The sequence below is a fragment of the Brucella sp. IR068 genome (assembly GCF_049065885.1).
Classification (GTDB): Bacteria; Pseudomonadota; Alphaproteobacteria; order Rhizobiales; family Rhizobiaceae; genus Brucella; species Brucella intermedia.
This window is the reverse complement of sequence record NZ_JBAKHE010000002.1, coordinates 542,369-568,320: the sequence shown is the minus strand read 5'-3', so window position 1 is coordinate 568,320 and position 25,952 is coordinate 542,369. Positions and strand designations below refer to the sequence as shown.

The following is a 25,952-nucleotide window of genomic DNA, read 5'->3' as shown; positions in this document are numbered from 1 at the left end:
ATGAACGCCGAGGGGGACATGCAGGCAAATTGCGGCCCGAAAAAGACCACAGCACTGCCTTAAATTCCAATTCTCAATGAAACGTTGATATCCTTAATGAATTATAATCAGCTAACAAAAAACTGTCAGAAATCCCCACGCGGAGATGAGCACCGCCAGTAGCGCCAGGGCAGATACCATTTCAGTTCATTGGGGAGCGTTCGGGGTACGGGATCGAATCCGTGTGTGCCGAACGGCCCGCAACGCATGACGCGAAACAACCCCATCCATCCGCCGCTCCACAGTCCGTGACGTGCGATGGCTTCGTAGGCATATTCGGAACAGGTCGGCAGATGCCGGCAGGAATTGCCGATGAGGGACGATAATGTCACCTGATAGAATCGTACGAATGCCGTGCCGATCAGCCTTCCCGGCGTCTTGCGCCAGGGATCGGTAAAGTTCCTGCTATAGCGTTTTGGCGGCCCCTCGCCCGCATGATCCTTGCCGCAAGAACACATCAGGCAGCTTTGGCCTTCTCCTCTATCTGCCGGATGCAATCGACAACCGCATCGAAGGTCAGCAGCGTGGAGGCATGGCGCGCCTTGTATTCGCGCACTGGCTCGAAATATTTCAGATCGGCAAAGCGCCCTTCCGGTGCCGGGCCTTCTTCCTTGAGCATCTTGTACATTTCATCGCGAACGGCTTTCAGCTCCTCCGCGGAAGCGCCGATGATATTGCGCGCCATGACGGACGAGGAAGCCTGTCCAAGCGCGCAGGCCTTCACCTCATGCGCGAAATCCGTCACGACGCCATCAGCCATTTTCAGATAGACGGTAACGGTCGAGCCGCACAGCTTGGAATGCACCTTGGCAACCGCGTCCGGTTCGGGAAGACGCCCCAGGCGCTCCATGTTTCCGGCGAATTCCAGGATGCGTTTGTTGTAAATATCATCGATCATAGAGGCGACCTTCCGCCGTGCCGGAGAAAAACATAAATTTGTCGCCCGGCTGCGGTTTGAAGTTGCAATTTATTGTCTATATAATAGGCAAGTAGCGTCTGCGCCATGGGTAACAATAGCACAGACCCCGGGGGCAGTCGCACGAAAACCTGTCCGGTGACCGTAAGCGCCGGATCAATACATCGCCCGCTCGCAAAGCGTATCGTTGTATTGTCCGTTTAACTCGTCTCCTCCTTGAAGGAGACTACTGGAGAATACTGATGGACGCTCGCATCCTCAAAGAAGATGACGAATCCGGCCTGCCGAACAAGCAGGCAGATGTAACTCTTTTGCATGGCAAGCCGACGCAGGCCGATGCGGAAGCGGCGGTACGCACGCTTTTGCTTTGGGCTGGAGACGACCCGGAGCGCGAAGGCCTTCTGGAAACGCCGAAGCGTGTGGCCAAGGCTTATAAGGAACTGTTCGCAGGGTATACGGAAAGCCCGGAAGAAGTCCTCGGTACGGTTTTCGAGGAAGTCGGCGGCTATAACGATCTCGTTCTCGTAAAGGACATCTCGTTCCATTCGCATTGCGAGCACCATATGGTGCCGATCATCGGCAAGGCCCATGTCGCCTATCTGCCCGATCACAAGGTGGTTGGTCTTTCCAAGATTGCCCGCGTCGTGGATATTTTCGCGCGCCGCCTGCAGACGCAGGAAAGCATCACTGCGCAGATCGCCGACAGTATCCAGCGCATTTTGAAGCCTCGCGGCGTTGCCGTCATGATCGAGGCGGAGCATATGTGCATGGCCATGCGCGGCATCCGCAAGCAGGGTTCGACGACCATCACCACCACTTTTACCGGCGAAATGCAGGTAAATGCGGAGGAGCAGGTTCGCTTCATGACCCTGACCCGCAGATAAGCGGCTGAAATGAGCTTCTTTCCCGCACAGCCTTCCGACAAGAAGGCCATAGAAGAAGGCGCGGCATTCATGCCGCGCTTCGATGCATCGGGCCTCATCACCGCTGTCGTTACCGATGCGCGTGACGGCGAATTGCTGATGGTCGCCCATATGAATGAGGAAGCGCTGCGGCTCACCCTCGAAACGGGAATTGCGCATTACTGGTCACGCTCGCGTTCCACGCTCTGGAAGAAGGGCGAGACGTCGGGCAACCTGCAAAGCGTGGTCGAGTTGCGCACCGATTGCGATCAGGACGCGCTCTGGCTGAAAGTACGCGTTGCAGGCGATGGACCCACCTGCCACACAGGACGCCGCTCCTGCTTCTATCGGCAGGTTATTGCCGAGAACGGCGATATTTCCCTGGCCGTTGAAGGCTCCTGCGATCACGGGCACTAACCCCGGTCAAAAGGATGTGATGGCGCGAATATGAGTCGCGCCATCAATTCGCAGCATTTATTCTTTGGATACTATGTTTCACTAACGTGAAGCTGTTCCCGCCAAACGGAACTGTCGGAATCGTTTTAGCTATTTGCCTGTGCATTTCCTGACGCAAACCGTTTGCCCTTTTACCGGGCTCTTTTGCCGGAAGTGCTTCGGGCGGAAACGAAGAGGTGTCCATCGTGATGCTTGCATGGGGGCAGAAGCGGAAGGCTGCGAATAACGACCTTGCTCTGCCAGCAGAAGAATCCGCTGAAAAGCCTGAAATCAAGCGAGACCCGCGCCGGATAGCCCTGGCGCTGGGCGGTGGCGCTGCACGCGGCTGGGCCCATATCGGCGTGCTGCGCGCGCTGGACGAAGCCAATATCGATATCGAGATGATCGCCGGCACGTCGATCGGCGCGCTTGTTGGCGGCTGTTATCTGGCCGGAAAGCTGGACGAACTGGAAGAGTTCGCCCGCAGTCTTACCCGGCGGCGCATGTTCAATCTTCTCGACATTACATTTCGCGGCAGCGGGCTGTTCGGCGGCATGAAACTGGACGGTCGCCTGCGTGAGCATCTGGATGGGCTGCGCATCGAGGAACTGGATCGTCCCTTTGTTGCGATCTGCACCGAGTTGCGCACCGGGCACGAAATCTGGCTGTCCTCCGGCCCTCTGGTGGAAGCGATGCGCGCCTCCTACGCCCTGCCCGGCGTTTTCGAGCCCGTGCGCTGGCAGGAACGTGTGCTGGTCGACGGCGCACTGGTCAATCCCGTGCCGGTATCCGTATGCAGGGCTTATGAGCAGCGCCTCGTTCTGGCGGTCAACCTCCACTACGACCAGTATGGTCGCGCGGCGGTCATCAAACACGCGCAAACCCGGCAGGACAGTCTTACCGACGCAATCCATGGCGAGAAGGAAGCGCGTCTCGGCATTACCGGCGTGATGATGGAAGCCTTCAACATCATTCAGGATCGTATATCGCGCGCCCGCATGGCTGGCGACCCGCCGGACGTCACGCTGATGCCGATCGTGGGACAGATCGGGCTTGCCGATTTCCATCGCGCATCCGAAGCCATCGATGCCGGATATACAGAAACGCTGAAGCGCCTTGAGGATATCAAGCGCCTGCAGGGCATCGCCGGCTGATTTTCGACAGCCGAAACGAATCCGGGGGAATCGGTTTCACCGGATTCGCTTCCCGTTGCTCCCTTGAGCTTGGTCGCTGACCGCCGCGCATCCGCTTGATGACGTTTTTCAGAAATTTTTCTGATTTGTGGAAGTCTTTGAAAAAGCCCGGAAATTCGGGGTTTCTTTCCCTTCTGTCGTGATTGAGCACAAGCTTTTTCACATTCTTTTTCAAAAAGATTGCCGGAAGATGCAGATGGGGCTTGTGCACCCCAAAGTGATTTGCTAAATGCCCACTCGCCGACGGAGTTCGGCTCCTACCACGGGCGGTCGTGGCGGAATTGGTAGACGCGCAGCGTTGAGGTCGCTGTGGGGCAACCCGTGGAAGTTCGAGTCTTCTCGACCGCACCATCTTCTCTCAAGAACAATTTAAAATACTTTCCCCGCAAGGGGTTAAAGTCGTTTCTTGATTAGAAACTTTCACTTCTCTTCAATGCATTGCAAACGAAAACGCGCCCTTCAAGGAAGAGCGCGCCGATAAAGTTTCGGGTTTTCGTTCAGCTTTTTCCGATCTCCGAGAGGATCGCGTCGCTGTGTTCACCAAGCTTCGGGGAACGGTTGTCGAGCTTCAGTTCGGCATCAGAGAAGCGAATGGGTGTGCGCAGGCCGGGAACACCTTGCGGGTCTATTCTCATCCCTCTCGCCTCGAATTGCGGGTCTGCGAACACATCGGCCACCGTGTTGATCGGGCCGGCAGGCACGCCGATTCTGGCAAGCTCGGCCAGAAGATCGTCGCGCTTCCACGCTCGGGTCTTTTCTTCCAGAAACGCCGTCAGGGCCGCCCGGTTGGCCACGCGCGCCGAATTGCTGACGAAGCGCTCGTCGGTAGCGATATCACCGATACCGAGCAGTGAAGTCAGTTTTCCGAACTGTCCGTCGTTGCCGCAGGCGATGATGAAATAGCCATCGGAAACGGGTAGCGTCTGATAGGGCGCGATGTTGGGATGCGCATTGCCCATGCGCTTCGGCGATACGCCGGACGCCAGATAGTTCATTGCCTGATTGGCAAGCACCGCCGACATGCAGTCGAACAGCGCCATATCGATATGCTGGCCGGTGCCGGTGCGCTCCCGCATGATGAGGGCTGACTGAATTGCAATCACGCTGTAGAGGCCGGTGAAAATGTCGGCGAAAGCCACACCGATCTTCTGCGGCTCCCGGTCCGGTTCACCGGTCAGATCCATGATGCCGCCCATGCCCTGGATCATGAAATCGTAGCCTGCGCGTTCCGCATAAGGGCCTGTATGGCCGAAACCGGTGATCGAGCAGTAGATCAGGCGCGGATTGGTGGCCTTCAGGCTCTCATAGTCGAGGCCGTATTTGTCGAGGCCGCCCAGCTTGAAGTTTTCGATGACGACGTCGGCGTCAGCCACGAGCTGGCGGACCAGTTCCCTGCCCTCTTCAGTGCGGAAGTCGGCTGTGATCGAGCGCTTGCCGCGGTTGCAGGCGTGGAAATAGGCAGCAGACCGTTCGCCTTCCACATCGATGAAAGGCGGGCCCCATTTGCGCGTATCGTCGCCCTCGGGGCTTTCAACTTTGATGACATCGGCTCCCAGATCGGAGAGCGTCTGCCCCACCCATGGCCCGGCAAGAATGCGCGCCAGTTCTACCACTTTGAGACCGTCAAGCGGTGTGTTCTGCATTTTCTGCAATCCCATACAAAAATAAAGAGGCCCGCCCGCGAACTGCGAACGGGCCCGAATGGAAGGCTTGACTGGAGCATGTCTCCCGAAAATGGGAACCGGTTTCGGGTTAAAGACATGCGTAAAAACAAATGGATAGAGCATTTCCAACGACTGATGAAAAACAGGAAATGCTCTAACAGCTATCAGAAGAAAGCCTGAATGCCGGTCTGGGCGCGGCCCAGGATCAACGCATGAACGTCATGCGTGCCTTCATAGGTATTTACCGTTTCCAGATTCTGCGCGTGACGCATGACGTGGTACTCGATCTGGATGCCGTTGCCGCCGTGCATGTCGCGTGCCTGACGGGCGATATCCAGCGCCTTGCCGCAATTGTTGCGCTTGACGATGGAGATCATTTCCGGCGCCATCTTGCCTTCGTCGAACAGGCGACCGACGCGCAAGGATGCCTGAAGGCCAAGCGCAATCTCGGTCTGCATGTCGGCGAGCTTCTTCTGATAAAGCTGCGTGCCTGCAAGCGGCTTGTCGAACTGCTTGCGATCAAGGCCGTATTGACGCGCACGGAACCAGCAATCCTCCGCCGCGCCGAGCACGCCCCAGGAAATGCCATAACGAGCGCGATTGAGGCAGCCGAACGGGCCCTTGAGGCCGGAGACATTCGGCAGAAGTGCATCTTCCGAAACTTCGACGCCATCCATGACGATTTCGCCGGTGATCGATGCACGCAGCGAAAGCTTGCCGCCGATCTTCGGCGCGGAAAGGCCCTTCATGCCCTTTTCGAGAACGAAGCCGCGAATGGCGTTGTCGTGCGCGGCAGACTTGGCCCAGACGACGAAAACGTCGGCAATCGGCGAGTTCGAAATCCACATCTTGGAGCCGCTGAGACGATAGCCGCCGTCGATCTTTTCCGCCCGGGTCTTCATGCCTGCCGGGTCGGAGCCCGCATCAGGTTCGGTCAAACCGAAGCAGCCGATCAGTTCGCCGGAGACGAGGCCCGGAAGATATTTCTTGCGCTGTTCGTCGGAGCCATAGGCGTAAATCGGATACATCACGAGCGACGATTGCACGCTCATCATGGAGCGATAACCGGAATCGACCCGCTCGACTTCACGCGCTACCAGACCATAGGACACATAGCCTGCATTGGCCGCGCCGTATTCTTCAGGAAGCGTCACGCCCAGAAGTCCAGCCTGCCCCATGAGACGGAAGAGTTCAGGATCGGTCGTCTCATCCAGATAGGCCTTTTCGACACGAGGCAGCAGAACATCCGTTGCGAAAGCCTTGGCCGAGTCGCGGATCATGCGCTCGTCTTCGTTCAGCTGGTCATCCAGCAGAAACGGGTCTTCCCAGCTAAAAGCCGCACGTGACATCAGTGTATTCTCCTCAATGAAAATTTGCAGGAAATATGGACTGTGCCGCAGTTCGGTGCAATCGACGTTTACTCATCGATCTATTCCATTTAGTAATGGATGATGACTTCGATCTCCCGACGCCTGCTTCCTTCCACCAGTGCGCTTGCCGCCTTCGATGCCGTTGCGCGGCATGAGAGCTTTTCGGCTGCGGCCGAGGAGTTGTCGTTGACGCAAGGCGCGGTGAGCCGACAGATTGCAACGCTTGAAGAACAGCTCGGAACAGCACTTTTCGACCGCACCAGCCGCCATGTGGTGTTGTCGGATGCCGGACGCGCCTATCTCAAGGCCGTGGGGCCGGCGCTCGCGTCCATTCGGGCCGCCTCACTGCAAGTCATGTCGCAGATGCGCGGCACTACGCTCAATCTGGCCTTCCTGCCGACATTCGGGACACGCTGGCTGATACCGCGCATACCGCGTTTCGTGGCAAAATATCCGGATATCATCCTGAATTTTGCGACCCGTATCGGCCAGTTCGACTTTGATCGCGAAGGGCTGGATGCGGCGATCCATATCGGCCAGCCGGACTGGCCCAATGCCGACAGTGTCTTCCTTATGGATGAAACGGTGGCGCCTGTGTGCAGTCCCGCTTTTCTCCAGCAACATCCCGTGCAGGCGCCGACCGACCTTCTGCCGCTCCCTTTGTTCAACATGGCGTCACGCCCCGGCGCATGGGATCATTGGTTCAAGAGCCTCGATATCGCCGCCCCGGTTTCTCCGGGGATGCGTTTCGAGCAGTTTTCAAATGTCTCGCAGGCCTGCATTGCCGGTCTGGGCGTGGCACTGATGCCGCTTTTCCTCATACGGGCTGAAATCGAGAACGGACAGCTTGTGGTCGCCTGCCAGCATACGGTCAGAAGCCCGAGCAGCTATTACTTTGTGACGCCGAAGGCTCGTTCGAGCACTCCGGCTGTATCTGCTTTCCGGGATTGGCTGCTGGCGGAAATCAAAAGCGAGAATGCGGCTCACCCGGCCACGAAACCTGCATAGCCGTCGTTCAGGGTCTTGCGCAGGATCGCCGCATAGTCGGCGAAGGACTGATCGTCCGCGCGTATACGCCCGAATGAGGGGCTAGTGAATTGCCGCATGGGCACGAGCGCAAGCGGCGTCGAAACGGGTGTCAGATGTGCGCCCTGCCCGGCCCGCAACGTCGTCAGGATACCAAACATTTCACCCGTGATGCTGGGGCGGGAGAGGACGGCCATGCGATATTGGCCGGACGTATTCGTGACCAGATAGATGTGCCCCGAAAGGTGCGGAACGGAGACCGCTCCCTGTTGCGAGAACGAAACGTCGGAACGTTCCCGCTCACGAAAATTGAGATGTCCGGCGTCGAAATCCCAACCGATCTCCGTGATGTAGGCGAAGAGCGCCTTGTCCTCGCCGAAGGACGGACGCAAGGTGAGGTAATCGCCTTCGAGCCATGAAACCGAGGCGCGCGAATAGGCCCCCAGTTCTTCCGCTGCGTGGCTGTTGCCATTTCTGGTCAGTTGAGGAGCTTCACCCGCCTGCTCGCGCAGGGCGACGCCCATTGCCTGTTCGAGCCGGATGATCGTTGCGAGCGTGAAGGGCCTGTGGCCCGACAGCGCCTTTTCCAATGTCGAAAGACTGATCCGCGCTTCATCGGCCAAAAGCTGGCGCGAAATTCGCCGTCTTGCGATTTCCTCACGAACCCGAACGGCAACGCGGGTATTGATCTGGTCGGGAAGGTGAGAGTCCTGATCGGACATGGCTTATCCTGAACTGCGTACTTTTCTTCACAATTCCACACATATGCGTAACGGGCAAGGCGGTTTGCGGAAAGGGACGGCTGAAACTTGGCAAAGCTTACGCTGGAGTGGAAACAGCCGCTCCGGCGACAATGGCTCCAGTTCTTCGAGGTGAACAAGGAGCATGTCATGTCACCCGCGACAAGTCTTTCAAATCATAGCATTAGAGGTGGGGTACTCTCCCGCTTCTGTTCGTTCGTCTGGTTATGCAACATGGCGTTGCTGCCCGCGCTGGCCGTCATTTTCTGCCTGTTGCAGATAGTCCAGACGCGCGCCGAGACAGCCGCCCTGGTCACCCCGAACGAGGTTCAATCCGGCAGCCTTCTGCTGGAAACAAGCGAAGCCGGGCGTTATGTCGAAGCACCCCGGCTTGCGACGGACGTCAACCTCGATGTGAGCGGGCCGACAGCCCGAGCCCGGCTGACGCAGGCATTCGAGAACCCGACCGACAGTTTCGTCGAAGCCCTGTATGTTTTTCCGTTGCCCGAAGAAAGTGCAGTCTATTCGTTGAAGATGGTTATCGGCGATCGCGTGATTGTCGCTGACATCAAGGAGAAGCTGGCAGCCCGTGAAATATATGAAAAGGCGAAAAGCGAAGGCAAGAAAGCCACGCTGATCGAACAGCAGCGGCCGAACGTGTTCACCAATGCGGTTGCCAACATCGGCCCGCACGAAAAAGTTGTCATCCAGATCGAATATCAGCAGGCGGTGCGGCTTGCCGATGAGCGTTTTTCGCTGCGTGTGCCGTTGGTCGTTGCACCGCGCTACAATCCGGACATTGCCTCACCCGTTGTCCAGCAAGTCGAAATGCAGAATGGCTGGGGCAAGTCGAGCGACGCTGGCAAGCCCGATCCTTATAATGCGCCGATTGTAACGCCACTAGCTCCCCCGGCTGAACTGCCGACCAATCCTGTGAGCATCTCGGTCGAACTGAAGCCCGGCTTCCCGCTTGGCAAGGTTGAAAGCCTTTACCACAAGGTCAGGATCGATGCGGCGAATGACGCCATGCGAGAGATTACGCTGGACGGCACCGCTGCTGCAGACCGCGATTTCGTTCTGGAATGGAGTGCTGTTACAAATGATGCACCGCAGGTCGGGCTGTTCCGCGAACATATCGGCAAGGACGACTATGTGCTTGCCTATGTCACGTCACCGGCTGTTGCCAGCGCAAAAAAGGCACAGCGTGAAGTCGTCTTCGTGATCGACAATTCCGGATCGATGGGCGGTACTTCCATCGAACAGGCAAAGGCCAGCCTGGATTATGCACTGTCGCATCTTCAGCCCGGAGACCGGTTCAACGTGATCCGCTTCGACGACACGCTGACCAGGTTCTTCGAGGATTCGGTCGAGGCCAATCAGCAGAATATCGCCTCCGCCCGCCGTTTCGTGACCAGCCTTGAAGCGCAAGGCGGTACGGCAATGCTGCCAGCCCTTCATGCAGCGCTTGATGACAGCCATCGGGGTAACGGATTGCGCCAGATCGTGTTTCTGACCGACGGCGAAATCAGCAATGAGCAGCAATTGCTGGATGCCATTGCAGCACGTCGGGGGCGCTCTCGTATCTTCATGGTCGGTATCGGCTCTGCCCCCAACTCCTATCTGATGAACCATGCGGCGGAGCTTGGACGCGGAACCTTCACCCATATCGGGTCGGCGGCGGAAGTGGACGAACGCATGCGGGCTCTGTTCGACAAGCTTGAAAACCCTGCTGTTACCGATCTGAAGGCCAATTTCTCGGAAAAGAATGTAAGCATGACCCCATCCATTCTGCCCGACCTCTATCGTGGCGAACCACTGGTTATCGCTGCACGGATGGGCAAGGCAGCCGGAAACCTTGTCATCGAAGGCCAGATTGATGGCCGTCCATGGACAGTCAATCTGCCGCTCGATCAGGCAATGGATGCGGATGGCATTTCAAAATTGTGGGCTCGCCGCAAGATTGATGACGCCGAAGTGGAACTTACCCTTGGCAAGATTTCTCAGGACGCCGCCGATGCGCGCATTCTTCGCCTCGCACTGGAACATCATCTGGTTAGCCGGCTGACGAGCCTCGTGGCGGTCGACAAGACGCCGTCGCGACCGGCCAACACACCGCTCACCCGCGCCGATATTCCGCTGCAACTGCCTGCTGGCTGGGATTATGACAAGCTGTTCGGCATCCGTGCGGAACGCAATGTCGAGGAGCATGCAAGTATGGATGTGAAGGGCGTGAGCGCCCCTGTTCGCAGCCATGAGCGCCTTGCTTCACCTTCATCGCCATCGCAGCCCCTTCCGCTGCCGCAGACGGCAACGCCGGCGACGCTCATGCTCATGCAAGGCCTCGGTTCGATGCTGGTTGGGCTCTTCGTCCTCTGGTTCTTCCGTCGCAGGGAGAATGTGTGATGGCTGTCAGTCAGTTTGTTACGGGGAGCGCGCTGAGGCGCTCCCTTCTCCCCGCGCTTGGCATGATGCTTGTCGCGATGGGGTTGGTACTTTCCGGTCAGGGTATCTGGATACATGCCAAAGCGTTTGTCGCACAAATCCTGCTTGAACGGGCTTTTGCGGAGAGCATTGAAACAGGCGCTCCCGTCAAACCGTGGAACTGGGCGGATACCTGGCCGGTAGCCCGTATCGAAGTCCCGCGGCTTGAAGAATCAGCCATTGCCCTGAAAGGCGCCAGCGGGCAGGCATTGGCTTTTGGCCCCGGCCATCTGGACAACACGCCGATGGCGGGCGAACGGGGAACGGCCGTCTATGCCGCGCATCGCGACACGCATTTCGCATTTCTGAAGAATGTCGAGGAGAACGACCAGATACTCGTCACTCGCAGCGACGGAAAGACGGTTTCCTATCGCGTCAGCCACATGGCCGTGGTGCGGTGGGATGAGGCGAGGATCGCGCCGGACCGCGAAGGCCGCCACCTCGTGCTGGCGACCTGTTACCCGTTCGATGCGATTACTCCTGGCCCGCTTCGCTATCTGGTCTATGCAGACATGGAGACTGGCAAGTCAGGCGATTGATCGACTTGCGATCTCGTATGAACGCAGGCGTTTCTTGTGATCGTGGATCATGCCGGTCAACATCAGCTCGTCGGCGCCGGTGCTCTCCGCAAAGGCCTTGATGCCTTGCGCCACTGTCTCCGGTCCACCGACCACGCGGCATGACAGCATCTGGCGCACAAGCGCCTGTGCTGCCGGATCAAGCCGTTCCATATAGCCTTCGACGGGTGCCGGAAGCTTGCCGGGGCGGCCGCTGCGCAGGTTCACGAAAGCCTGTAGCTGCGAGGTGAAAAGATATTTCGCCTCTTCGTCCGTATCGGCAGCGATGACGTTGAGGCCCAGCATCACATAAGGCTTCTGCATATATTCCGATGGTTCGAACCGCTCGCGATAAAGCGCAATGGCGCGTTCCATCTCGGCAGGCGCAAAGTGCGAGGCGAATGCGTATGGCAATCCCAGCATGGCGGCAAGCTGCGCGCCGAACAGGCTGGAACCGAGAATCCAGACAGGCACATTCAGCCCCTCACCCGGCACGGCGCGCACGCGCTGGCCCGGTTCGGCAGGTTTGAAATAGTTGAGCAACTCGACCACATCCTGCGGAAAGGCGTTTGCATCGCTGTCGAGATTGCGTCGAAGGGCATGGGCGGTGATCTGGTCGGTGCCGGGAGCGCGTCCAAGACCGAGATCGATGCGGCCCGGAAACAGCGACGCCAGCGTGCCGAACTGTTCGGCAATCACTAGGGGTGCGTGATTGGGCAGCATGACGCCGCCTGCACCGACGCGGATGGTCGAGGTGCCGTTCGCGACGTAACCAATAACCACGGATGTCGCCGCGCTGGCGATGCCCGGCATATTGTGGTGCTCGGCGAGCCAGTAACGGTGAAAGCCGAGCCGTTCGGCATGTTGCGCAAGTTCCAGTGTGTTGTGCAGCGACTGCGCTGCATCACTGCCTTCGGGAACGGGCGAAAGATCAAGAACGGACAAAGGTATCATACTGGCTCATATGGGTTGGAACGCCGCATTCGCAACGTCAGCAGAACAAAAAAGGGCGGCCTATTTCTAGGCCGCCCCTTGTCGTTGGTTCAACGCAAGTTTCAGTGATGTTGCACTGGAGCCGGTTCGCCGCCCTCTTCGGAGGACGCGACATACTCGCCTTCCACATCCTTCTTCGCGATGAAGGTGTAGAACATAGGCACCACGAACAGCGTGAAGATCGTACCGATCACGATGCCGGTGAAGATCACGAGGCCCATCGAATAACGAGCAGCCGCACCGGCACCGGTCGCGATGATGAGCGGCACGACGCCGAGCGCCATGGCCGCGGTGGTCATCAGGATCGGACGCAGGCGGGTTTCAGCCGCGACGATGATTGCATCCCGGCGTGACAGGCCATGCAGGCGGCGCTGCTGATTGGCGAATTCGACCATCAGAATGCCGTGCTTGGTAATCAGCCCGACAAGGGTGATGAGACCGACTTGCGTATAGATGTTGAGGGTACCGAGGCCGATATTCAGCGGCACGATGGCACCGAAGATCGACAGCGGAACCGACATCATGATGATGAACGGATCGCGGAAGCTTTCGAACTGCGCCGCAAGCACGAGATAGATCACGATCACGGCGAGGCCGAAGGCGATCAGGATCGTGTTGCCCTGCTCCACTTCCAGACGCGACTGGCCGGAATAATCCAGGAAGAAGCCTTCCGGCATCTTGGACTTGGCCAGATCGACCAGGGTTTGCAGGCCCTGCCCGGTGGTGACGCCCGGCAGTGGCAGCGCCGAAATCGTTGCCGAATTCAGCTGGTTGAACTGTTCGATTGCGGCAGGCGATGCGTTCTGGCTGACCTTGATGACCGAAGACAGCGGGATCATCGAGCCGGAGACGCTGCGCACATAGAAGTCGCCCAGCTTTTCCGGGTTCGAACGGTAGACATCAGGCACCTGCGTGATGATGTCATAGCTGTTCGAATCGCGGTCGAATTTCGCCACCGATGCGCCACCGGTCAGGAGACCCAGTGTCGAGCCGATATCGCTGATCTGCACGCCCAGCGTCGCCGCACGGTCACGGTCGATGGTGATCGTGATCTGCGGTGCGTTGAAGGAGAGCGAGTTCTGCACGATGATGTACTGGCCCGAAGCCTGCGCTTCGTTCTTGATTTCCTCGGCGAGTTCGAAGACCTGATCGGCCGGGCCGGTCGATTGCAGCGCAATCGAGATCGGCAGACCGCCACCCGTTCCCGGCAGGGACGGAGGCGCGAAGATGAAGGCTTCGACACCTGCGACCTTGGAGATACGTGCGGTCAGGTCTTCCTGGATCTGCTTCTGCGAACGCGTGCGCTCGTTCCAGTCCTTCAGAACCCATAGCGCGATACCGGACGTCGTGCCGCCGTCCATGCCGACGATCTGGAAGCGGGTCTTCAGTTCAGGAAGATCCTTGGTCAGTTCGTCGATCTGTTCGGCGTAGAGATTGGTATAGGCCGAGGTTGCATATTGCGGAGCCTGGAACATCGAGAACAGCGCGCCGGAATCTTCTTCCGGTGCCAGTTCGCTCGACGTGTTCATGAACAGGAACCCCGTCAGGCCCATCAGCGCAATAACGATCATCAGCGTGATGCCGCGATAGTTGAGCGAGTTGGAGACGCGGCGGTGATACCACTTCTCGAAACGCGAGAAGGTCCGGTCGATGAACTTCTGGAACCGGCTCTGGTCGCCGTGCTTGAGCATGCGGGCGCACATCATCGGCGAAACCGTCAAGGCGGCAATACCGGAGATGATGACGGCACCGGCCAGCGTGAAGGCAAATTCCCGGAACAGAGCGCCCGTCAGGCCGCCCGTGAAACCGAGCGGTGCGAACACTGCCGCCAGCGTGATCGTCATGGCGATGATCGAGCCGGTGATTTCCTTCATGCCCTTGAACGCGGCGTCAATGGGCCTCAGGCCCTCCTCGATATGCCGGTGGATGTTCTCCAGAACCACGATGGCGTCGTCGACCACAAGACCGATGGCGAGAACCATGGCAAGCAGCGACAGGAGATTGATCGAGAAGCCGAGCACATAAAGGAAGAAGCACACGCCGATCAGAGAAATCGGGATCGTGACAATCGGAATCAGCACCGAACGGAACGATCCGAGGAAGACGATGATGACCAGAATGACGATGGCCACGGCTTCGCCGATGGTCGTGAAGACTTCCTTGATCGACGAGCTGATCTGTTCGGTTGCGTCGTAGACCAGAACGAGCGACATGCCTTCCGGCAGCGATGCCTGGATGGACGGAAGCTCCTTGCGGACAGCCGCCGCCATGTCGATGGGGTTTGCCGCCGGTGTCGGGAAGACGCCGAGGAATGTACCCGCTGAGCCGTTGAACGAAACGATGGTGTCGGTGCTTTTCGCCGCGAGTTCGACCCGCGCCACATCACGCAGGCGAACGACGTCATCCCCCGATGCCTTGATCGGCATGGCGCCGAAGGCTTCCGGGGTCTGCAAGGTCGACTTCAGCGTGATCGAAGACGCAACATATTCGTTCTTCGTCGTGCCAGGAGCCGACAGGAAGTTGGAGGCCTTGATGGCCGCCAGAACTTCCGGCGCCGTGATCTGGCGGGCCGCAAGCTGGATCGGGTCCAGCCAGACGCGCATCGAATAGACCTGGCCGCCGAGGATTTCAGCCTTTGCAACGCCCTGAATGGTGGACATGCGCGGCTGGATAACGCGCTCCAGATATTCGGTGATCTGTTCGCTCGTCATGTTCGGGTTCTGCGCCGCCAGATACATGGTGGCGAAGTTCTGGCCCGTGCCCTTGACGATGACCGGATCATCGGATTCGTCCGGCAGGTCGCCGCGAACCTGATTGACCTTGGCGATGACTTCCGTCAGCGCCGCGTCAGGGTTTGCGCCGAGCTTCATCTGCACCGTCACGGTGCTTGACGAGGGACGGCTCGAAGAGGTCACGTAATCGATGTTTTCGGTGGTCGCGACCGCTTCTGCAATCGGAGCGGTGATGAAGCCCTGAATGAGATCGGCGCTCGCACCGGCATATGTGGTCGTTACCGTAATGACGGTTTCGTCGACCTTCGGATATTCACGCACCGTAAGCTGCGCGATCCCCTGAAGGCCCAACAGAATGATCATGAGGGCGACCACCGTGGCAAGCACGGGGCGCCGGATGAAGATATCGGAGAAGCTCATCGGGTTCGCCTATTGCTTGTCGGCCGGCTGGCTGGCCGGAATCGGATTGACGGTGTTGTCGATTTTCACCGGAACACCGGGCGAAAGCCGGTTCTGGCCTGCCGTGATGATGATATCGCCGGCCTTGAGACCGCTCGTTACCTCGACCAGACCGGAATAACGGCGTCCAAGCTTGATGAAGACCTGCTGCGCCACCTGCTTTTCACCCTCTTCCGGCTTGGCATCAGCTGCCGGAGCCTTGGCGGTGCTGTCGCCTTCGGCGGCCTTCGCGCCCTCCGGCTTCTGTTCCGGACGGACAGCATAGACATAATCGCCGTAAAGGCTGGAGATGATCGTGGTCTGCGGAAGAGCGATGACATTGTCTTCTTCCGGCAGTTCGACACGAACCTGCACGAACTGGCCCGGCGTCAGCTTGTGATCCGGATTCTGCACTTCGGCACGCACGGAAACGAGACGGGTGGTCGGGTCGATCTTCGGATCGATGCCGACAATCTTGCCCGTAAAGTCGAGCGCGTCCGCCGTCGAACCGACCTTGACGGTCTGCCCGAGCTTGATGGACGTCAGCGATTGTTCAGGAACCGTGAAGTCGATACGCATCACGTCGGTGTTCTGCAGCGTGGCGATGACCGTGCCGGGGGTCAGATACTGGCCGAGATCGACTTTGGAGATGCCGATAACGCCGGAAAACGGAGCCTTGACCGACTTCTGCGCGAGCGTTGCGCGCATTTTCTCAACGCGTGCGCTTGCAGCATCGGAGGCCGAAGCTGTCGTATCGACATTCGATACCGCACCCACGCCACGGGTGCGCAACGTATCAGCTCGCTTCAGGTTCTGCTGGGCAAGAACGGCTTCGGCTTCAGCGGCTGCGAGGTCCGCCTTCTGAATGCTGTCTTCCATCTGAAGCAGCAGGGCGCCTTCCTTGACTTCCTGATTGGCCTTGAAGTTGATCTTCTGCACGACGCCGTCGAGCTGCACGGTCAGGTCAACACCATTGAGCGCGTTGGCCGTGCCGATGGCCTCGACACCCGGCTTCCAGACGCCTGGCTCCACCGTGACGGTCGAAACCGTCTGGGCGGGCTGCTGCATGTTGGCGAAGAAGTCCTTGATGGCCTGTGATCGGAACAGGTTAAAGCCGACGAGGCCTCCGACGACGATCACGAGGAATATTATTGCCAGTATAAGGCGCTTGATCATTGCGGATGCACTCCAGATGGCTCCCTGATCGATCAGGGTTGGGGGATTGGCCGCGGCGCCTTCTTTCGCATTCACGCAAAGGTCGCGCGTATTTTACTTGAATGAAAGTGGCGAATAACTGTACCGTCCAGACGGTATTGTCAACACTCGAACTGTCAGGAGACACCAGTAAGTTGCCAACTAAAAAGAAAGTCTCGTCGCGCGAACGTATTTTGCGCGCTGCTATCGAGCTTGCCCGTGAGATCGGCCCTGCTCACCTCTCTCTCGATGCCGTAGCAGCCCGTGCGGGGCTTTCAAAAGGCGGATTGCTTTATACTTTTCCGACCAAGGCCAAACTGCTCGAAGCGGTGGTCGAAGAATACATGAAAGAGCATGAACACGCCATGGAGGTTCATGAGACACTTCAGAAAGGCGATAAAAACCGTGTGGCGCGGGCATTTCTGGATGTTTACCGGGTGCAGGCCGATGAGGAACCTCCTGCCTGTGGCGTTCTTGCCGCGCTTGCCGAAGACCCCGGTTTCATGGTGCCTGTCCGACAATATCACAGGGCTTTCCTCGACCGCATGATCAAGGACACGACCGATTCCGATACGGCGCTGATCGTCTATCTGGCCGTCGCCGGGCTGGAATGCTCCAAATTGATGGAATGTGAAATTCTGGACGATGAAGAACAGCGCGCCGTTCTCTGTCGTCTGGAGAACATGTTGACGGTCGGATAGGCCGCTTGCCTGAGACGCATCGGCGAGATGCGTCCCGGTGGTTTTTCTTCCTCTGATTCGTATCATCTTGCGGCCGGAGAAAATACGCGCAGGCGATGTCCGTCTGGATCAATTGCCACAAACGAGCGTCCAAACTCCAATGTTTGCGGCTTGGACAAGTTGGAAATCCCGCGCGCGGTCCAGTCTGCATATATCTTGTCGATCTCTTCATAACTCGCGTACCGGAAAGCGATCTCACCACCAAACGCGCCGGAATCAGCAGCCGGTTCTACCGTGTGCCTGGACCACAGTCCCAGCAGCAGACCGTTGTTCAACAGAAAGAGCACAAAAGTCGGTGAGGCTTCGATAGGCTCAATCCCAAGCAGTTCTGTGTAAAAGCGACCGCTCGATAGAGGGTTCTCTACGTATAGAATTGTGAAATTCGGATGGTTCATTGTTGTCGCTCCTTGGTTGGATACGAGCAACACTACGAAGACACACTGTCAGTTTCCGGCAGTATCAATCGAAATTCCGGACGATCCCCTGACGGGTCTTCCACTCTTTAAGGAGCGCAGAACGTCGTTTGGGGTAGCGATCGCTCTCAACGCTCAATCTGGCGATGCGATCAGTACGGAAATGTCGGAAATCCTGTCGCATTTCTCACCAAGCGAGCACTACCCGCACCTGATCGAAAAAAGTCAGAGCGAACGGCCAGATCAGGCGCTCGGTCGAAGTACTGGCCGCATCGTTATAGAATATGGTGATTTTTCTTTCCGAGCGAATGGCGCTACGAAGAGCGGCGGCATCCACCTGATCGACCGCATCTTTCTTGCTGGGGCCGACAAGAAGGCTTACCGCTTCGAGCGTAACGCGTAAATCCTCCGGCATTACTGCTGCCACTTTGGCAAGAACATTGCGTGCAGCTGCGCCCAGTTCGGCGTCTCCCCTGTCCGCAACCCATCTCGCGCCCAGAACCAACGCTTCAATTTCTTCCTGGCTGAACATGATAGGCGGCAACATGAAGCCGGGACGCAGGATATAACCCAATCCCGGCTCCCCTTCGATAACTGCGCCCTGCGCCTGAAGGCTCGCGATATCCCGATACAGCGTGCGAATACTGATACCGAGCTCCTGCGCCAGCGTCGCCCCGCTTACCGGGCGACGATAGGTGCGGAGTAATTGCAAAAGCCCAAGGAGGCGTTCAGAGCGGGACACCGGGATGCTCCTCCTTGTGTAGCATGGAGATATTACAGAAGGGCCGGAATATCGCCCCTCGCCCATCCTTCCGAGGTTTCGGTGGAGAAATCGGCAAAGCGTCCCCCGGCAATCGATGCGCGGATGCCTTTCATCAGATACTGATAATAGGCCAGGTTGTTCCATGTCAGGAGCATGGCGCCGAGCGCTTCCCCCGATTTCACCAGATGATGCAGATAAGCGCGGCTGTAGTCGCGCGATGCCGGGCAATCCGATTCCGGATCGAGCGGGCGATGATCGTCGGCATGGCGTGCATTGCGCAAATTCACCTTGCCGAACCGCGTAAACGCAAGGCCGTGGCGGCCTGCCCGCGTCGGCATGACACAATCGAACATATCGATCCCGCGTGCCACGGATTTCAGAATGTCATCCGGCGTACCGACGCCCATCAGGTAGCGCGGTTTTTCCGATGGCAGGATCGGACATACGACTTCCAGCATGTCGAGCATGACCTGCTGCGGTTCGCCGACCGCAAGCCCGCCGACCGAATAGCCCTTGAGGTCCATGGCCTTCAGCGCTTCCGCCGATTTTTCGCGCAGACGCGCAACATCGCCGCCCTGCACGATGCCGAACATCGCCTTGCCCGGCTGATTGCCGAAAGCGACCTTGCAGCGCTCGGCCCAGCGCAGCGACAATTCCATTGCGCGCTCGGTGTTCTTTTCCGGCGAAGGCAGCGCCACGCATTCATCGAGCTGCATCTGGATATCGCTATCGAGCAGTCCCTGTATCTCGATGGACCGTTCCGGCGTCATCTCATAAGGCTTGCCGTCGATATGCGAGCGGAATGTCACGCCATTTTCGTCAAGCTTGCGCAATTGCGCGAGCGACATGACCTGAAAACCGCCCGAATCGGTGAGGATCGGGCCTTTCCAGCCGCCGAACTCGTGCAGGCCGCCCAGACGGGCCACACGTTCAGCGCCGGGCCGCAGCATCAGATGATAGGTGTTGCCAAGGATGATATCCGCGCCAAGCTCTTTCACCTGGTCCATATACATGGCCTTGACCGTGCCCGCCGTACCGACCGGCATGAAGGCAGGTGTGCGAACCACGCCGCGCGGCATGGAAATCTCGCCCTGACGAGCGGCGCCGTCGGTTGCCAGCACCTTGAATTCGAAGTTTTCGCTTGTCTTTAGGTTTTCCAGAGTCATGCGGTGTCTTTAGCTTTGTCGGCTCGCTCTAGCAAGCTGCCGTCGCCATAGGAGTAGAAGCGATAACCGTTACTGATGGCATGGTCATAGGCGGCGCGCATCGTGTCGAGACCGCTGAAGGCAGATACGAGCATGAACAGCGTCGAGCGCGGCAAATGGAAGTTGGTCATCAGCAGATCAACTGCCCGGAACTTATAGCCGGGGGTTATGAAAATATCGGTCGCACCCGACCATGGACGGATGATACCATCCTCACCCGCCGCGCTTTCGATCAGCCGCAGGGATGTGGTGCCGACGCAGACGATCCTGCCGCCCCGCTCGTGAACGGCATTGAGCGCATCGGCAGTGCGCTGCGACACATGGCCGATTTCCGAATGCATCTTGTGGTCGGCCGTGTCATCGGCCTTGACCGGCAGGAAAGTCCCCGCCCCCACATGCAGCGTCACGAAATGTTCTTCAACGCCCTTGGCCTTGATCTTTTCCAGAAGCTCCGGCGTGAAATGCAACCCGGCCGTGGGGGCTGCGACCGCGCCTTCTTCCCGCGCATAGACCGTTTGATAATCCTTGCGGTCGCGCTCGTCTTCGGCGCGCTTCGATGCGATGTAAGGCGGCAGCGGAATGTGCCCGACCGAAGCAATCGCCTCGTCCAGCATGGCGCCGGAAAGATCGAACACCAGAAGCGCCTCGCCCGCATCGCCCTTTTCCGCCACGGTGGCATCAAGCGTGCCGAGGAAGCAGCTCGATCCGGAATGGCCGAAACGGATGCGGTCGCCTTCCTTCACGCGCTTGGCCGGACGGAGGAAAGCCTTCCAGCGATCGGCGCCGGTACGCATATGCAGCGTGGCGCTGACCTGGCTTATATTGCCGTCGCGCTCGCGCATGCCTTCAAGCTGTGCCGGTATCACTTTGGTATCATTGAAGACAAGCGCATCGCCGGCTTGCAGCAGATCAGGCAGTTCGAATACCTGTCGATCCTCGAATGGCTGGCCGGGACGGACACGCAACAGTCGGGCGTGGTCACGCGGCTCGACCGGGCGCAGAGCGATGCTCTCTTCCGGCAAATCGAAATCAAAAAGATCAACACGCATGATAGACCTCATTATTACGGCCCCGGCATGAACCGGAGCCGTAATTTTTCTTTGAAACAGGCAGGATCAGATGTCGGCAGCGATACGCGCCGTCACGATCTGGTCCGGATCGGAGACCGGTTCGCCGCGCTTGATCTTGTCGACATTGTCCATGCCTTCGATGACCTGACCCCAGACACTGTACTGGCGGTCGAGCCACGGAGCATCGGCAAAGCAGATGAAGAACTGAGAGTTGGCCGAGTTCGGATTGGCGGAACGCGCCATCGAGGCGGTGCCGCGCTTGTGCGGCGTGTTGGAGAATTCCGCCTTCAGGTCCGGCTTGTCCGAACCGCCCATGCCAGCGCGCGAGCCGTTGAAATGAGCGCCGCCCGTCTTGCCGAACTTCACGTCGCCGGTCTGGGCCATGAAGCCATCGATCACGCGGTGGAACACAACGCCGTCATAAGCGCCTTCGCGCGCCAGTTCCTTGATACGCGCAACGTGGTCCGGCGCGAGATCCGGATAAAGCTCCAGAACGACATTGCCCTTGGTGGTTTCAAGAACGAGCGTGTTTTCAGGGTCTTTGTAAGCCATTGGGCCTCTCCTTGTATTTACTTCTTGGTGGCCTGAAGCGTGGCCTTGATGATCTTGTCGGGGTTTTTCACGGCGCCATTATCGGCTTCGCTGCCCTTCTTTATCTTGTCGACGACATCCATGCCGCTGACAACCTTGCCGACCACCGTATACTGGCCGTTGAGGAATGAGCCGTCCGCAAACATGATGAAGAACTGCGAATTGGCCGAGTTCGGATTCTGGCTGCGGGCCATGCCCACCGTGCCGCGAACGAAAGGTTCCTTGGAGAATTCTGCCGGAATATCCGGATAGTCAGAGCCGCCGGTGCCGACGCGTGATGCATCGAAGTTCTTGTCCATGTTGCCGAACTTTACATCGCCGGTCTGGGCCATGAAGCCCGGAAGGACACGGTGGAAGGCGACGCCGTTGTAAGCGCCCTCGCCGACCAGCTTTTCGATCTGCGCAACATGCTTTGGCGCAAGGTCGGGACGAAGCTCGATGGCCACGTCGCCATCCTTCAGCTTGAGAACCACGGTGTTTTCGGCGGCAGAAGCGGTATGGACTGCGCCTTGCGAGAGCGCGAAGAAGGCGGCAGCGGCTAGCGCTGAACGAACGAAAGACATGATCGAAAAACTCCCTGTGGTCAGGATTTGAATTTGGCGTTCAGGGCGGCAGCGACAGCCGCCGGAACAAAAGGCTTTATATCACCGCCCATGGAGGCAATCTGTCGAACCAATGTGGCGGTAATCGTGCGCACTGCCGGGTCTGCCGGAAGAAACACGGTCTGCAATTCCGGCGCCATGGTGCCGTTCATGCCTGCCATCTGCATTTCATAGTCGAGATCGGTGCCGTCGCGCAAACCGCGCACCATCAATTGAGCACTGTGCATGCGGGCCGCGTCGATAACAAGACCGTCGAAGGAAATAACGGAAAGCCGGCCTGCGTCCTTCCCCAGCACGGCCTTGCAGCTTTCATCAATGAGCGCCACGCGCTCCTCAAAAGTGAAGAGAGGCTTTTTTCCGGGGTGAACGCCAATCGCGACAATAACCTCATCGGCAAGGCGCAGGGCACCTTTCAGGACATCCATATGGCCGTTGGTCACCGGGTCGAAGGAACCCGCATAAATCGCGATTGTCATTTCTTCCAGCTAGCCTTTTCTGACGGGATTTTCAACAAGAACCACAGCGCTAAGGAAACAGAAACCAAGAAAACAGATGAACGCGATATGAACCGCAATTTCACGGCAAATTCACAACCGATTTACCAAAATAGGCGCAAGTTTGGTGCAACCTTTTCGCTTTTGAAGCGTATGTATGTCGAAAGGATAACACGATGATGATCTTTCTTCTGGCATTATCCATGATGGTCGCAATGGCTGCCTCGGCAATCATACTGCTTCTCGAAGAGAATGAAGCCAAGCGTCAGCGCGTGCGTCATGTCGCATTCGACATCAATACTCTGCGCAACATGCGTTCGCGCTAGGAGTTAGCTGAGCTCACGCGATAGTGTTGGAGCTTGCTGGATAAGAGTTTGTGTGATCGCCAATTCCTCCAGTCTTGGCATCTGAAAAAGGCCGATGGTTCCCGCCATCGGCCTTTTTCATTGATCTATACCAAAAGCCCGGTTCCGTTGTTTTGTTGCATTATCCGCCGCAAAACCGCCAGACCCGGGCTTTCAGCTTATTCTTCGCTGCCCGCGACCGGTGCTTCACCTTCCGGCAACGCATCGCCCTCACCGCCGTTTTCTTCGTCGCTGTCCGTTTCGGAAATGCGTTCGACCGAAACGACCTTTTCGCCGTCCGCCGTGTTGAAGATCGTGACGCCCTTGGTGGAACGTCCGGCAATGCGGATGCCGTCAACCGGCACACGGATAAGCTGTCCGCCGTCCGAAACGAGCAGAATCTGGTCGCTTGCCTCGACCGGGAACAGGGCGACGAGCTTGCCGATTTCGTCGGTCTTCGACGTATCGGTGGCGCGGATGCCCTTGCCGCCACGACCGGAAACGCGGAACTCGTAGGACGAGGAGCGCTTGCCGTAACCATATTCGCTAACCGTCAGCACGGTCTGTTCGCGCGCTTTCAGCTCCTGATAGCGTTCTTCGTTGAGCTCGGTTTCGTTTCCGACCTCCTCGCCAACCACCACGATATCATCCGCGTCATCCGCGCCCTGGGCACGGCGTTCGGCAATCGAACGCTTCAGATAGGCCGAGCGTTCAGCCGCGTCCGCATCGACGTGATGCAGGATCGCCATGGAGATGACCTTGTCGCCATCGGCCAGATTGATGCCGCGCACGCCGATGGAGTTGCGGCCCGCAAAGACGCGCACATCGGTGACGGGGAAGCGAATGCACTGGCCACCGGCGCAGGTCAGAAGCACGTCGTCGAATTCCGTACACGTATCGACCGAGAGGATTTCATCGCCCTCGTCTTCGAGCTTCATCGCGATCTTGCCGTTGCGGTTGACCTGAACGAAGTCCGACAGCTTGTTACGGCGAACCGTACCGCGCGTGGTCGAGAACATGACGTCGAGATTTGCCCAGGAATCCTCATCCTCAGGCAGCGGCATGATGGTGGTAATGCGCTCGCCCTGCTGCAATGGCAGCATGTTGATGAGCGCTTTACCACGCGACTGCGGCGTGCCGACCGGCAGACGCCAGACCTTCTCCTTGTAGACGATGCCACGCGAGGAGAAGAACAGAACCGGCGTATGCGTATTGGCCACGAACAGGCGGGTAACGAAATCCTCGTCCTTCGTGGCCATGCCGGAGCGGCCCTTGCCGCCGCGGCGCTGCGCACGATAGGTCGTCAGCGGCACGCGCTTGATGTAGCCTGCATGGCTGACGGTGACGACCATATCCTCGCGGGCGATCAGGTCTTCGTCATCCATTTCGGCGCCGCCGAAACCGATTTCGGTGCGGCGTGGGGTTGCGAACTCGTCGCGAACCGCAATCATCTCTTCCTTGACGATGGTCATCACGCGCAGGCGCGAACCAAGAATGTCGAGATAATCGCGGATTTCCTCGCCGATCTTGTTCAGTTCGTCCGCCACTTCGTCGCGACCAAGCGCGGTCAGGCGCTGCAGACGCAGATCGAGAATGGCGCGAGCCTGTTCTTCGGAGAGGTTGTAGGTGTTGTCTTCATTGATGGTGTGGCGCGGATCGTCGATCAAACGGATCAACGGTGCGACATCTGCCGCCGGCCAGCGGCGTTCCATCAACTGCTCACGCGCCGTCGTCGGATCGGGAGCGCGGCGGATGAGCGCGATGACCTCGTCGATATTGGCGACGGCGATTGCAAGACCAACCAACACATGCGCGCGGTCACGCGCCTTGTTGAGCAGGAACTTGGTGCGGCGCGTCACGACTTCCTCGCGGAAGACGACGAAGGCGCGCAGCATGTCGAGCAGGTTGAGCTGTTCCGGCTTGCCGCCGTTCAGCGCCACCATGTTGCAGCCGAACGAGGTTTGCAGCGGCGTGTAGCGATAAAGCTGGTTCAGCACGACATCGGCAACGGCGTCACGCTTGAGCTCCACCACGACGCGATAGCCTTCGCGGTCGGACTCATCGCGCAGATCGGAAATGCCCTCGATGCGCTTGTCGCGCACCAGCTCGGCCATCTTCTCGATCATCGAAGCCTTGTTCACCTGATAAGGTATCTCGGTGATGATGATGGCTTCGCGGTCGCCGCGCATCGGCTCGATCGTGGCGCGCCCGCGCATGACGACCGAACCGCGTCCGGTCGTGTAGGCGGAATTGATGCCGGAACGTCCAAGGATGATGCCGCCGGTCGGGAAGTCCGGTCCCGGAATGATTTCCATCAGTTCCGCCAGTTCAATGGCCGGATTGTCGATCAGCGCAACGCAGCCGTCGATCACTTCGCCCAGATTGTGCGGGGGAATGTTGGTCGCCATGCCGACAGCGATACCGCCCGAACCATTGACAAGCAGGTTCGGGAAGCGCGCAGGCATGACCACAGGTTCCTGCTCGCGACCGTCATAGTTGTCCTGGAAGTCGACCGTGTCCTTGTCGATATCCGACAGGATGGATTCGGAAAGCTTTTCCAGACGGCATTCGGTGTAACGCATCGCCGCCGGCGGATCGCCGTCGATGGAGCCGAAATTGCCCTGCCCGTCGACCAGCGGATCGCGCATGGAAAAATCCTGCGCCATACGCACGAGGGCGTCATAAATAGAGGCGTCGCCATGCGGGTGATACTTACCCATCACCTCACCGACCACACCCGCCGACTTGCGGTACGGGCGGTTATAGGCGAGGTTCATTTCATTCATGGCGTGGAGAATGCGGCGATGCACGGGCTTCAGGCCGTCGCGCACATCGGGCAGCGCACGGCTCACGATAACGCTCATCGCGTAATCGAGATAGGAGCGCTGCATCTCCTCGATGATGGAAATCGGTTCGATACCGCTAGGGCCGCCGTTTGGGCCACCATTCATATCGTCGGAACCGGGTGGAGGCGTTTGATCTGACACTATTCAGATTTCTTTCTCAACAGAATCGATAAAGTCACTTTATAACGGAAACCAGCAAAAAAC

General features: G+C 58.3%; 24 protein-coding genes, 1 tRNA gene and 1 pseudogene. 9 read left to right on the top strand and 17 right to left on the bottom strand.

The annotated features are described in order from the left end of the window. Positions 1-125: 125 nt before the first annotated feature. Together yidD and ACOWVS_RS05735 are read right to left on the bottom strand one after the other, a co-directional pair. Complete coding sequence (gene yidD / locus ACOWVS_RS05740) at positions 126-497, bottom strand: membrane protein insertion efficiency factor YidD (RefSeq protein ID WP_025089535.1); 372 nt, start codon at positions 495-497, stop codon at positions 126-128. After that, a complete protein-coding gene (locus tag ACOWVS_RS05735; RefSeq protein WP_006466811.1) occupies positions 497-937 on the bottom strand; it encodes an iron-sulfur cluster assembly scaffold protein in 441 nt (146 codons plus the stop codon). Before ACOWVS_RS05735 ends, yidD begins: the two co-directional genes overlap by 1 nt. Before the next feature lie 260 nt (positions 938-1,197). Between ACOWVS_RS05735 and folE the strand changes: the two genes are divergently transcribed. From folE to ACOWVS_RS05720, 3 genes are all read left to right on the top strand, one after another. Then, positions 1,198-1,839, top strand: coding sequence for a GTP cyclohydrolase I FolE (gene folE, locus ACOWVS_RS05730; RefSeq protein WP_006466810.1), 642 nt, complete (start codon positions 1,198-1,200; stop codon positions 1,837-1,839). A gap of 9 nt (positions 1,840-1,848) precedes the next feature. Next, positions 1,849-2,274 carry a phosphoribosyl-AMP cyclohydrolase gene (hisI, locus tag ACOWVS_RS05725; protein WP_063882350.1) on the top strand — a complete coding sequence of 142 codons (426 nt, stop codon included), beginning with the start codon at positions 1,849-1,851 and terminating at the stop codon, positions 2,272-2,274. Between the two features lie 224 nt (positions 2,275-2,498). Further along, positions 2,499-3,446 (top strand): patatin family protein, encoded by a 948-nt coding sequence (locus ACOWVS_RS05720; RefSeq protein WP_075041695.1) that lies wholly within the window; start codon positions 2,499-2,501, stop codon positions 3,444-3,446. Here ACOWVS_RS05720 and ACOWVS_RS05715 read toward each other — a convergent pair. Next, complete coding sequence (locus ACOWVS_RS05715) at positions 3,418-3,660, bottom strand: hypothetical protein (RefSeq protein ID WP_162713451.1); 243 nt, start codon at positions 3,658-3,660, stop codon at positions 3,418-3,420. The two genes, ACOWVS_RS05720 and ACOWVS_RS05715, sit on opposite strands and share 29 nt — an antisense overlap. A gap of 91 nt (positions 3,661-3,751) precedes the next feature. Between ACOWVS_RS05715 and ACOWVS_RS05710 the strand changes: the two genes are divergently transcribed. Then, positions 3,752-3,836, top strand: a tRNA-Leu gene (locus tag ACOWVS_RS05710). Positions 3,837-3,982: 146 nt separating this feature from the next. Here ACOWVS_RS05710 and ACOWVS_RS05705 read toward each other — a convergent pair. Both ACOWVS_RS05705 and ACOWVS_RS05700 read right to left on the bottom strand, forming a co-directional pair. Beyond that, complete coding sequence (locus ACOWVS_RS05705) at positions 3,983-5,128, bottom strand: CaiB/BaiF CoA transferase family protein (RefSeq protein WP_075041678.1); 1,146 nt, start codon at positions 5,126-5,128, stop codon at positions 3,983-3,985. A 185-nt stretch (positions 5,129-5,313) separates the two neighbouring features. Then, positions 5,314-6,498, bottom strand: a complete 1,185-nt coding sequence (locus ACOWVS_RS05700) for an acyl-CoA dehydrogenase (RefSeq protein ID WP_021585127.1) — start codon at positions 6,496-6,498, stop codon at positions 5,314-5,316. A 102-nt stretch (positions 6,499-6,600) separates the two neighbouring features. Here ACOWVS_RS05700 and ACOWVS_RS05695 point away from each other — a divergent pair, with 102 nt between their 5' ends. Then, positions 6,601-7,527 (top strand): LysR family transcriptional regulator, encoded by a 927-nt coding sequence (locus tag ACOWVS_RS05695; protein ID WP_021585126.1) that lies wholly within the window; start codon positions 6,601-6,603, stop codon positions 7,525-7,527. Here ACOWVS_RS05695 and ACOWVS_RS05690 read toward each other — a convergent pair. Further along, positions 7,503-8,267, bottom strand: coding sequence for a helix-turn-helix domain-containing protein (locus ACOWVS_RS05690; RefSeq protein WP_021585125.1), 765 nt, complete (start codon positions 8,265-8,267; stop codon positions 7,503-7,505). The two genes, ACOWVS_RS05695 and ACOWVS_RS05690, sit on opposite strands and share 25 nt — an antisense overlap. 168 nt (positions 8,268-8,435) lie before the next feature. Here ACOWVS_RS05690 and ACOWVS_RS05685 point away from each other — a divergent pair, with 168 nt between their 5' ends. Next, complete coding sequence (locus ACOWVS_RS05685; protein ID WP_036592399.1) at positions 8,436-10,688, top strand: marine proteobacterial sortase target protein; 2,253 nt, start codon at positions 8,436-8,438, stop codon at positions 10,686-10,688. Beyond that, entirely contained in the window at positions 10,688-11,305 is a 618-nt protein-coding gene (locus ACOWVS_RS05680) for a class GN sortase (RefSeq protein ID WP_021585123.1), read from the top strand. The genes ACOWVS_RS05685 and ACOWVS_RS05680 overlap by 1 nt, the downstream gene beginning before the upstream one ends. Here the strand turns inward: ACOWVS_RS05680 and ACOWVS_RS05675 are convergent. From ACOWVS_RS05675 to ACOWVS_RS05665, 3 genes are all read right to left on the bottom strand, one after another. Beyond that, a complete protein-coding gene (locus tag ACOWVS_RS05675; RefSeq protein ID WP_021585122.1) occupies positions 11,294-12,277 on the bottom strand; it encodes an LLM class flavin-dependent oxidoreductase in 984 nt (327 codons plus the stop codon). The two genes, ACOWVS_RS05680 and ACOWVS_RS05675, sit on opposite strands and share 12 nt — an antisense overlap. A 101-nt stretch (positions 12,278-12,378) precedes the next feature. Beyond that, positions 12,379-15,468, bottom strand: coding sequence for an efflux RND transporter permease subunit (locus tag ACOWVS_RS05670; RefSeq protein ID WP_021585121.1), 3,090 nt, complete (start codon positions 15,466-15,468; stop codon positions 12,379-12,381). A 9-nt stretch (positions 15,469-15,477) separates the two neighbouring features. Beyond that, the gene (locus tag ACOWVS_RS05665) at positions 15,478-16,662 is read right to left on the bottom strand and encodes an efflux RND transporter periplasmic adaptor subunit (protein ID WP_021585120.1); all 1,185 of its coding nucleotides are present in this window, start codon (positions 16,660-16,662) and stop codon (positions 15,478-15,480) included. Positions 16,663-16,835: 173 nt separating this feature from the next. On the opposite strand from ACOWVS_RS05665, the gene ACOWVS_RS05660 reads away from it, so the two are divergent. Continuing rightward, a complete protein-coding gene (locus ACOWVS_RS05660; RefSeq protein ID WP_006470453.1) occupies positions 16,836-17,381 on the top strand; it encodes a TetR/AcrR family transcriptional regulator in 546 nt (181 codons plus the stop codon). 62 nt (positions 17,382-17,443) lie between these two features. Here ACOWVS_RS05660 and ACOWVS_RS05655 read toward each other — a convergent pair whose 3' ends face one another. The 7 genes and pseudogenes from ACOWVS_RS05655 to coaD all read right to left on the bottom strand — a co-directional run bounded on the left by ACOWVS_RS05655 (position 17,444) and on the right by coaD (position 22,540). Next, positions 17,444-17,815, bottom strand: coding sequence for a VOC family protein (locus ACOWVS_RS05655; RefSeq protein WP_006470452.1), 372 nt, complete (start codon positions 17,813-17,815; stop codon positions 17,444-17,446). A gap of 64 nt (positions 17,816-17,879) precedes the next feature. Then, positions 17,880-18,575: pseudogene (locus ACOWVS_RS05650) on the bottom strand (helix-turn-helix transcriptional regulator). A gap of 32 nt (positions 18,576-18,607) precedes the next feature. Beyond that, positions 18,608-19,762, bottom strand: coding sequence for a tRNA guanosine(34) transglycosylase Tgt (gene tgt / locus ACOWVS_RS05645; RefSeq protein ID WP_006470450.1), 1,155 nt, complete (start codon positions 19,760-19,762; stop codon positions 18,608-18,610). Next, positions 19,759-20,850 carry a tRNA preQ1(34) S-adenosylmethionine ribosyltransferase-isomerase QueA gene (gene queA / locus ACOWVS_RS05640; protein ID WP_006470449.1) on the bottom strand — a complete coding sequence of 364 codons (1,092 nt, stop codon included), beginning with the start codon at positions 20,848-20,850 and terminating at the stop codon, positions 19,759-19,761. The genes tgt and queA overlap by 4 nt, the downstream gene beginning before the upstream one ends. 66 nt (positions 20,851-20,916) lie before the next feature. Further along, positions 20,917-21,423, bottom strand: a complete 507-nt coding sequence (locus tag ACOWVS_RS05635; RefSeq protein WP_006466795.1) for a peptidylprolyl isomerase — start codon at positions 21,421-21,423, stop codon at positions 20,917-20,919. A gap of 17 nt (positions 21,424-21,440) precedes the next feature. Next, positions 21,441-22,025, bottom strand: coding sequence for a peptidylprolyl isomerase (locus ACOWVS_RS05630; protein ID WP_006470448.1), 585 nt, complete (start codon positions 22,023-22,025; stop codon positions 21,441-21,443). 20 nt (positions 22,026-22,045) lie between these two features. Further along, complete coding sequence (coaD, locus tag ACOWVS_RS05625) at positions 22,046-22,540, bottom strand: pantetheine-phosphate adenylyltransferase (protein ID WP_006470447.1); 495 nt, start codon at positions 22,538-22,540, stop codon at positions 22,046-22,048. A 194-nt stretch (positions 22,541-22,734) separates the two neighbouring features. On the opposite strand from coaD, the gene ACOWVS_RS05620 reads away from it, so the two are divergent. Continuing rightward, a complete protein-coding gene (locus ACOWVS_RS05620) occupies positions 22,735-22,884 on the top strand; it encodes a hypothetical protein (RefSeq protein WP_006466792.1) in 150 nt (49 codons plus the stop codon). A gap of 197 nt (positions 22,885-23,081) precedes the next feature. Here ACOWVS_RS05620 and gyrA read toward each other — a convergent pair whose 3' ends face one another. Then, the gene (gene gyrA, locus ACOWVS_RS05615; RefSeq protein WP_021585118.1) at positions 23,082-25,853 is read right to left on the bottom strand and encodes a DNA gyrase subunit A; all 2,772 of its coding nucleotides are present in this window, start codon (positions 25,851-25,853) and stop codon (positions 23,082-23,084) included. Between the last annotated feature and the right edge of the window lie 99 nt (positions 25,854-25,952).

Excerpts from the sequence above, each read along its gene's own strand:
- ACOWVS_RS05665 (WP_021585120.1), bottom strand. The coding sequence starts at position 16,662 with ATGATCAAGCGCCTTATACTGGCAATAATATTCCTCGTGATCGTCGTC.
- ACOWVS_RS05735 (WP_006466811.1), bottom strand. The coding sequence starts at position 937 with ATGATCGATGATATTTACAACAAACGCATCCTGGAATTCGCCGGAAAC.
- folE (WP_006466810.1), top strand. The coding sequence starts at position 1,198 with ATGGACGCTCGCATCCTCAAAGAAGATGACGAATCCGGCCTGCCGAAC.
- ACOWVS_RS05695 (WP_021585126.1), top strand. The coding sequence starts at position 6,601 with ATGACTTCGATCTCCCGACGCCTGCTTCCTTCCACCAGTGCGCTTGCC.
- yidD (WP_025089535.1), bottom strand. The coding sequence starts at position 497 with ATGTGTTCTTGCGGCAAGGATCATGCGGGCGAGGGGCCGCCAAAACGC.
- gyrA (WP_021585118.1), bottom strand. The coding sequence starts at position 25,853 with ATGAATGGTGGCCCAAACGGCGGCCCTAGCGGTATCGAACCGATTTCC.
- ACOWVS_RS05630 (WP_006470448.1), bottom strand. The coding sequence starts at position 22,025 with ATGTCTTTCGTTCGTTCAGCGCTAGCCGCTGCCGCCTTCTTCGCGCTC.
- tgt (WP_006470450.1), bottom strand. The coding sequence starts at position 19,762 with ATGACTCTGGAAAACCTAAAGACAAGCGAAAACTTCGAATTCAAGGTG.
- hisI (WP_063882350.1), top strand. The coding sequence starts at position 1,849 with ATGAGCTTCTTTCCCGCACAGCCTTCCGACAAGAAGGCCATAGAAGAA.
- ACOWVS_RS05705 (WP_075041678.1), bottom strand. The coding sequence starts at position 5,128 with ATGCAGAACACACCGCTTGACGGTCTCAAAGTGGTAGAACTGGCGCGC.
- ACOWVS_RS05670 (WP_021585121.1), bottom strand. The coding sequence starts at position 15,468 with ATGAGCTTCTCCGATATCTTCATCCGGCGCCCCGTGCTTGCCACGGTG.
- ACOWVS_RS05675 (WP_021585122.1), bottom strand. The coding sequence starts at position 12,277 with ATGATACCTTTGTCCGTTCTTGATCTTTCGCCCGTTCCCGAAGGCAGT.
- queA (WP_006470449.1), bottom strand. The coding sequence starts at position 20,850 with ATGCGTGTTGATCTTTTTGATTTCGATTTGCCGGAAGAGAGCATCGCT.
- ACOWVS_RS05620 (WP_006466792.1), top strand. The coding sequence starts at position 22,735 with ATGATGATCTTTCTTCTGGCATTATCCATGATGGTCGCAATGGCTGCC.
- ACOWVS_RS05635 (WP_006466795.1), bottom strand. The coding sequence starts at position 21,423 with ATGGCTTACAAAGACCCTGAAAACACGCTCGTTCTTGAAACCACCAAG.
- ACOWVS_RS05680 (WP_021585123.1), top strand. The coding sequence starts at position 10,688 with ATGGCTGTCAGTCAGTTTGTTACGGGGAGCGCGCTGAGGCGCTCCCTT.
- ACOWVS_RS05655 (WP_006470452.1), bottom strand. The coding sequence starts at position 17,815 with ATGAACCATCCGAATTTCACAATTCTATACGTAGAGAACCCTCTATCG.
- ACOWVS_RS05700 (WP_021585127.1), bottom strand. The coding sequence starts at position 6,498 with ATGTCACGTGCGGCTTTTAGCTGGGAAGACCCGTTTCTGCTGGATGAC.
- coaD (WP_006470447.1), bottom strand. The coding sequence starts at position 22,540 with ATGACAATCGCGATTTATGCGGGTTCCTTCGACCCGGTGACCAACGGC.
- ACOWVS_RS05685 (WP_036592399.1), top strand. The coding sequence starts at position 8,436 with ATGTCACCCGCGACAAGTCTTTCAAATCATAGCATTAGAGGTGGGGTA.
- ACOWVS_RS05690 (WP_021585125.1), bottom strand. The coding sequence starts at position 8,267 with ATGTCCGATCAGGACTCTCACCTTCCCGACCAGATCAATACCCGCGTT.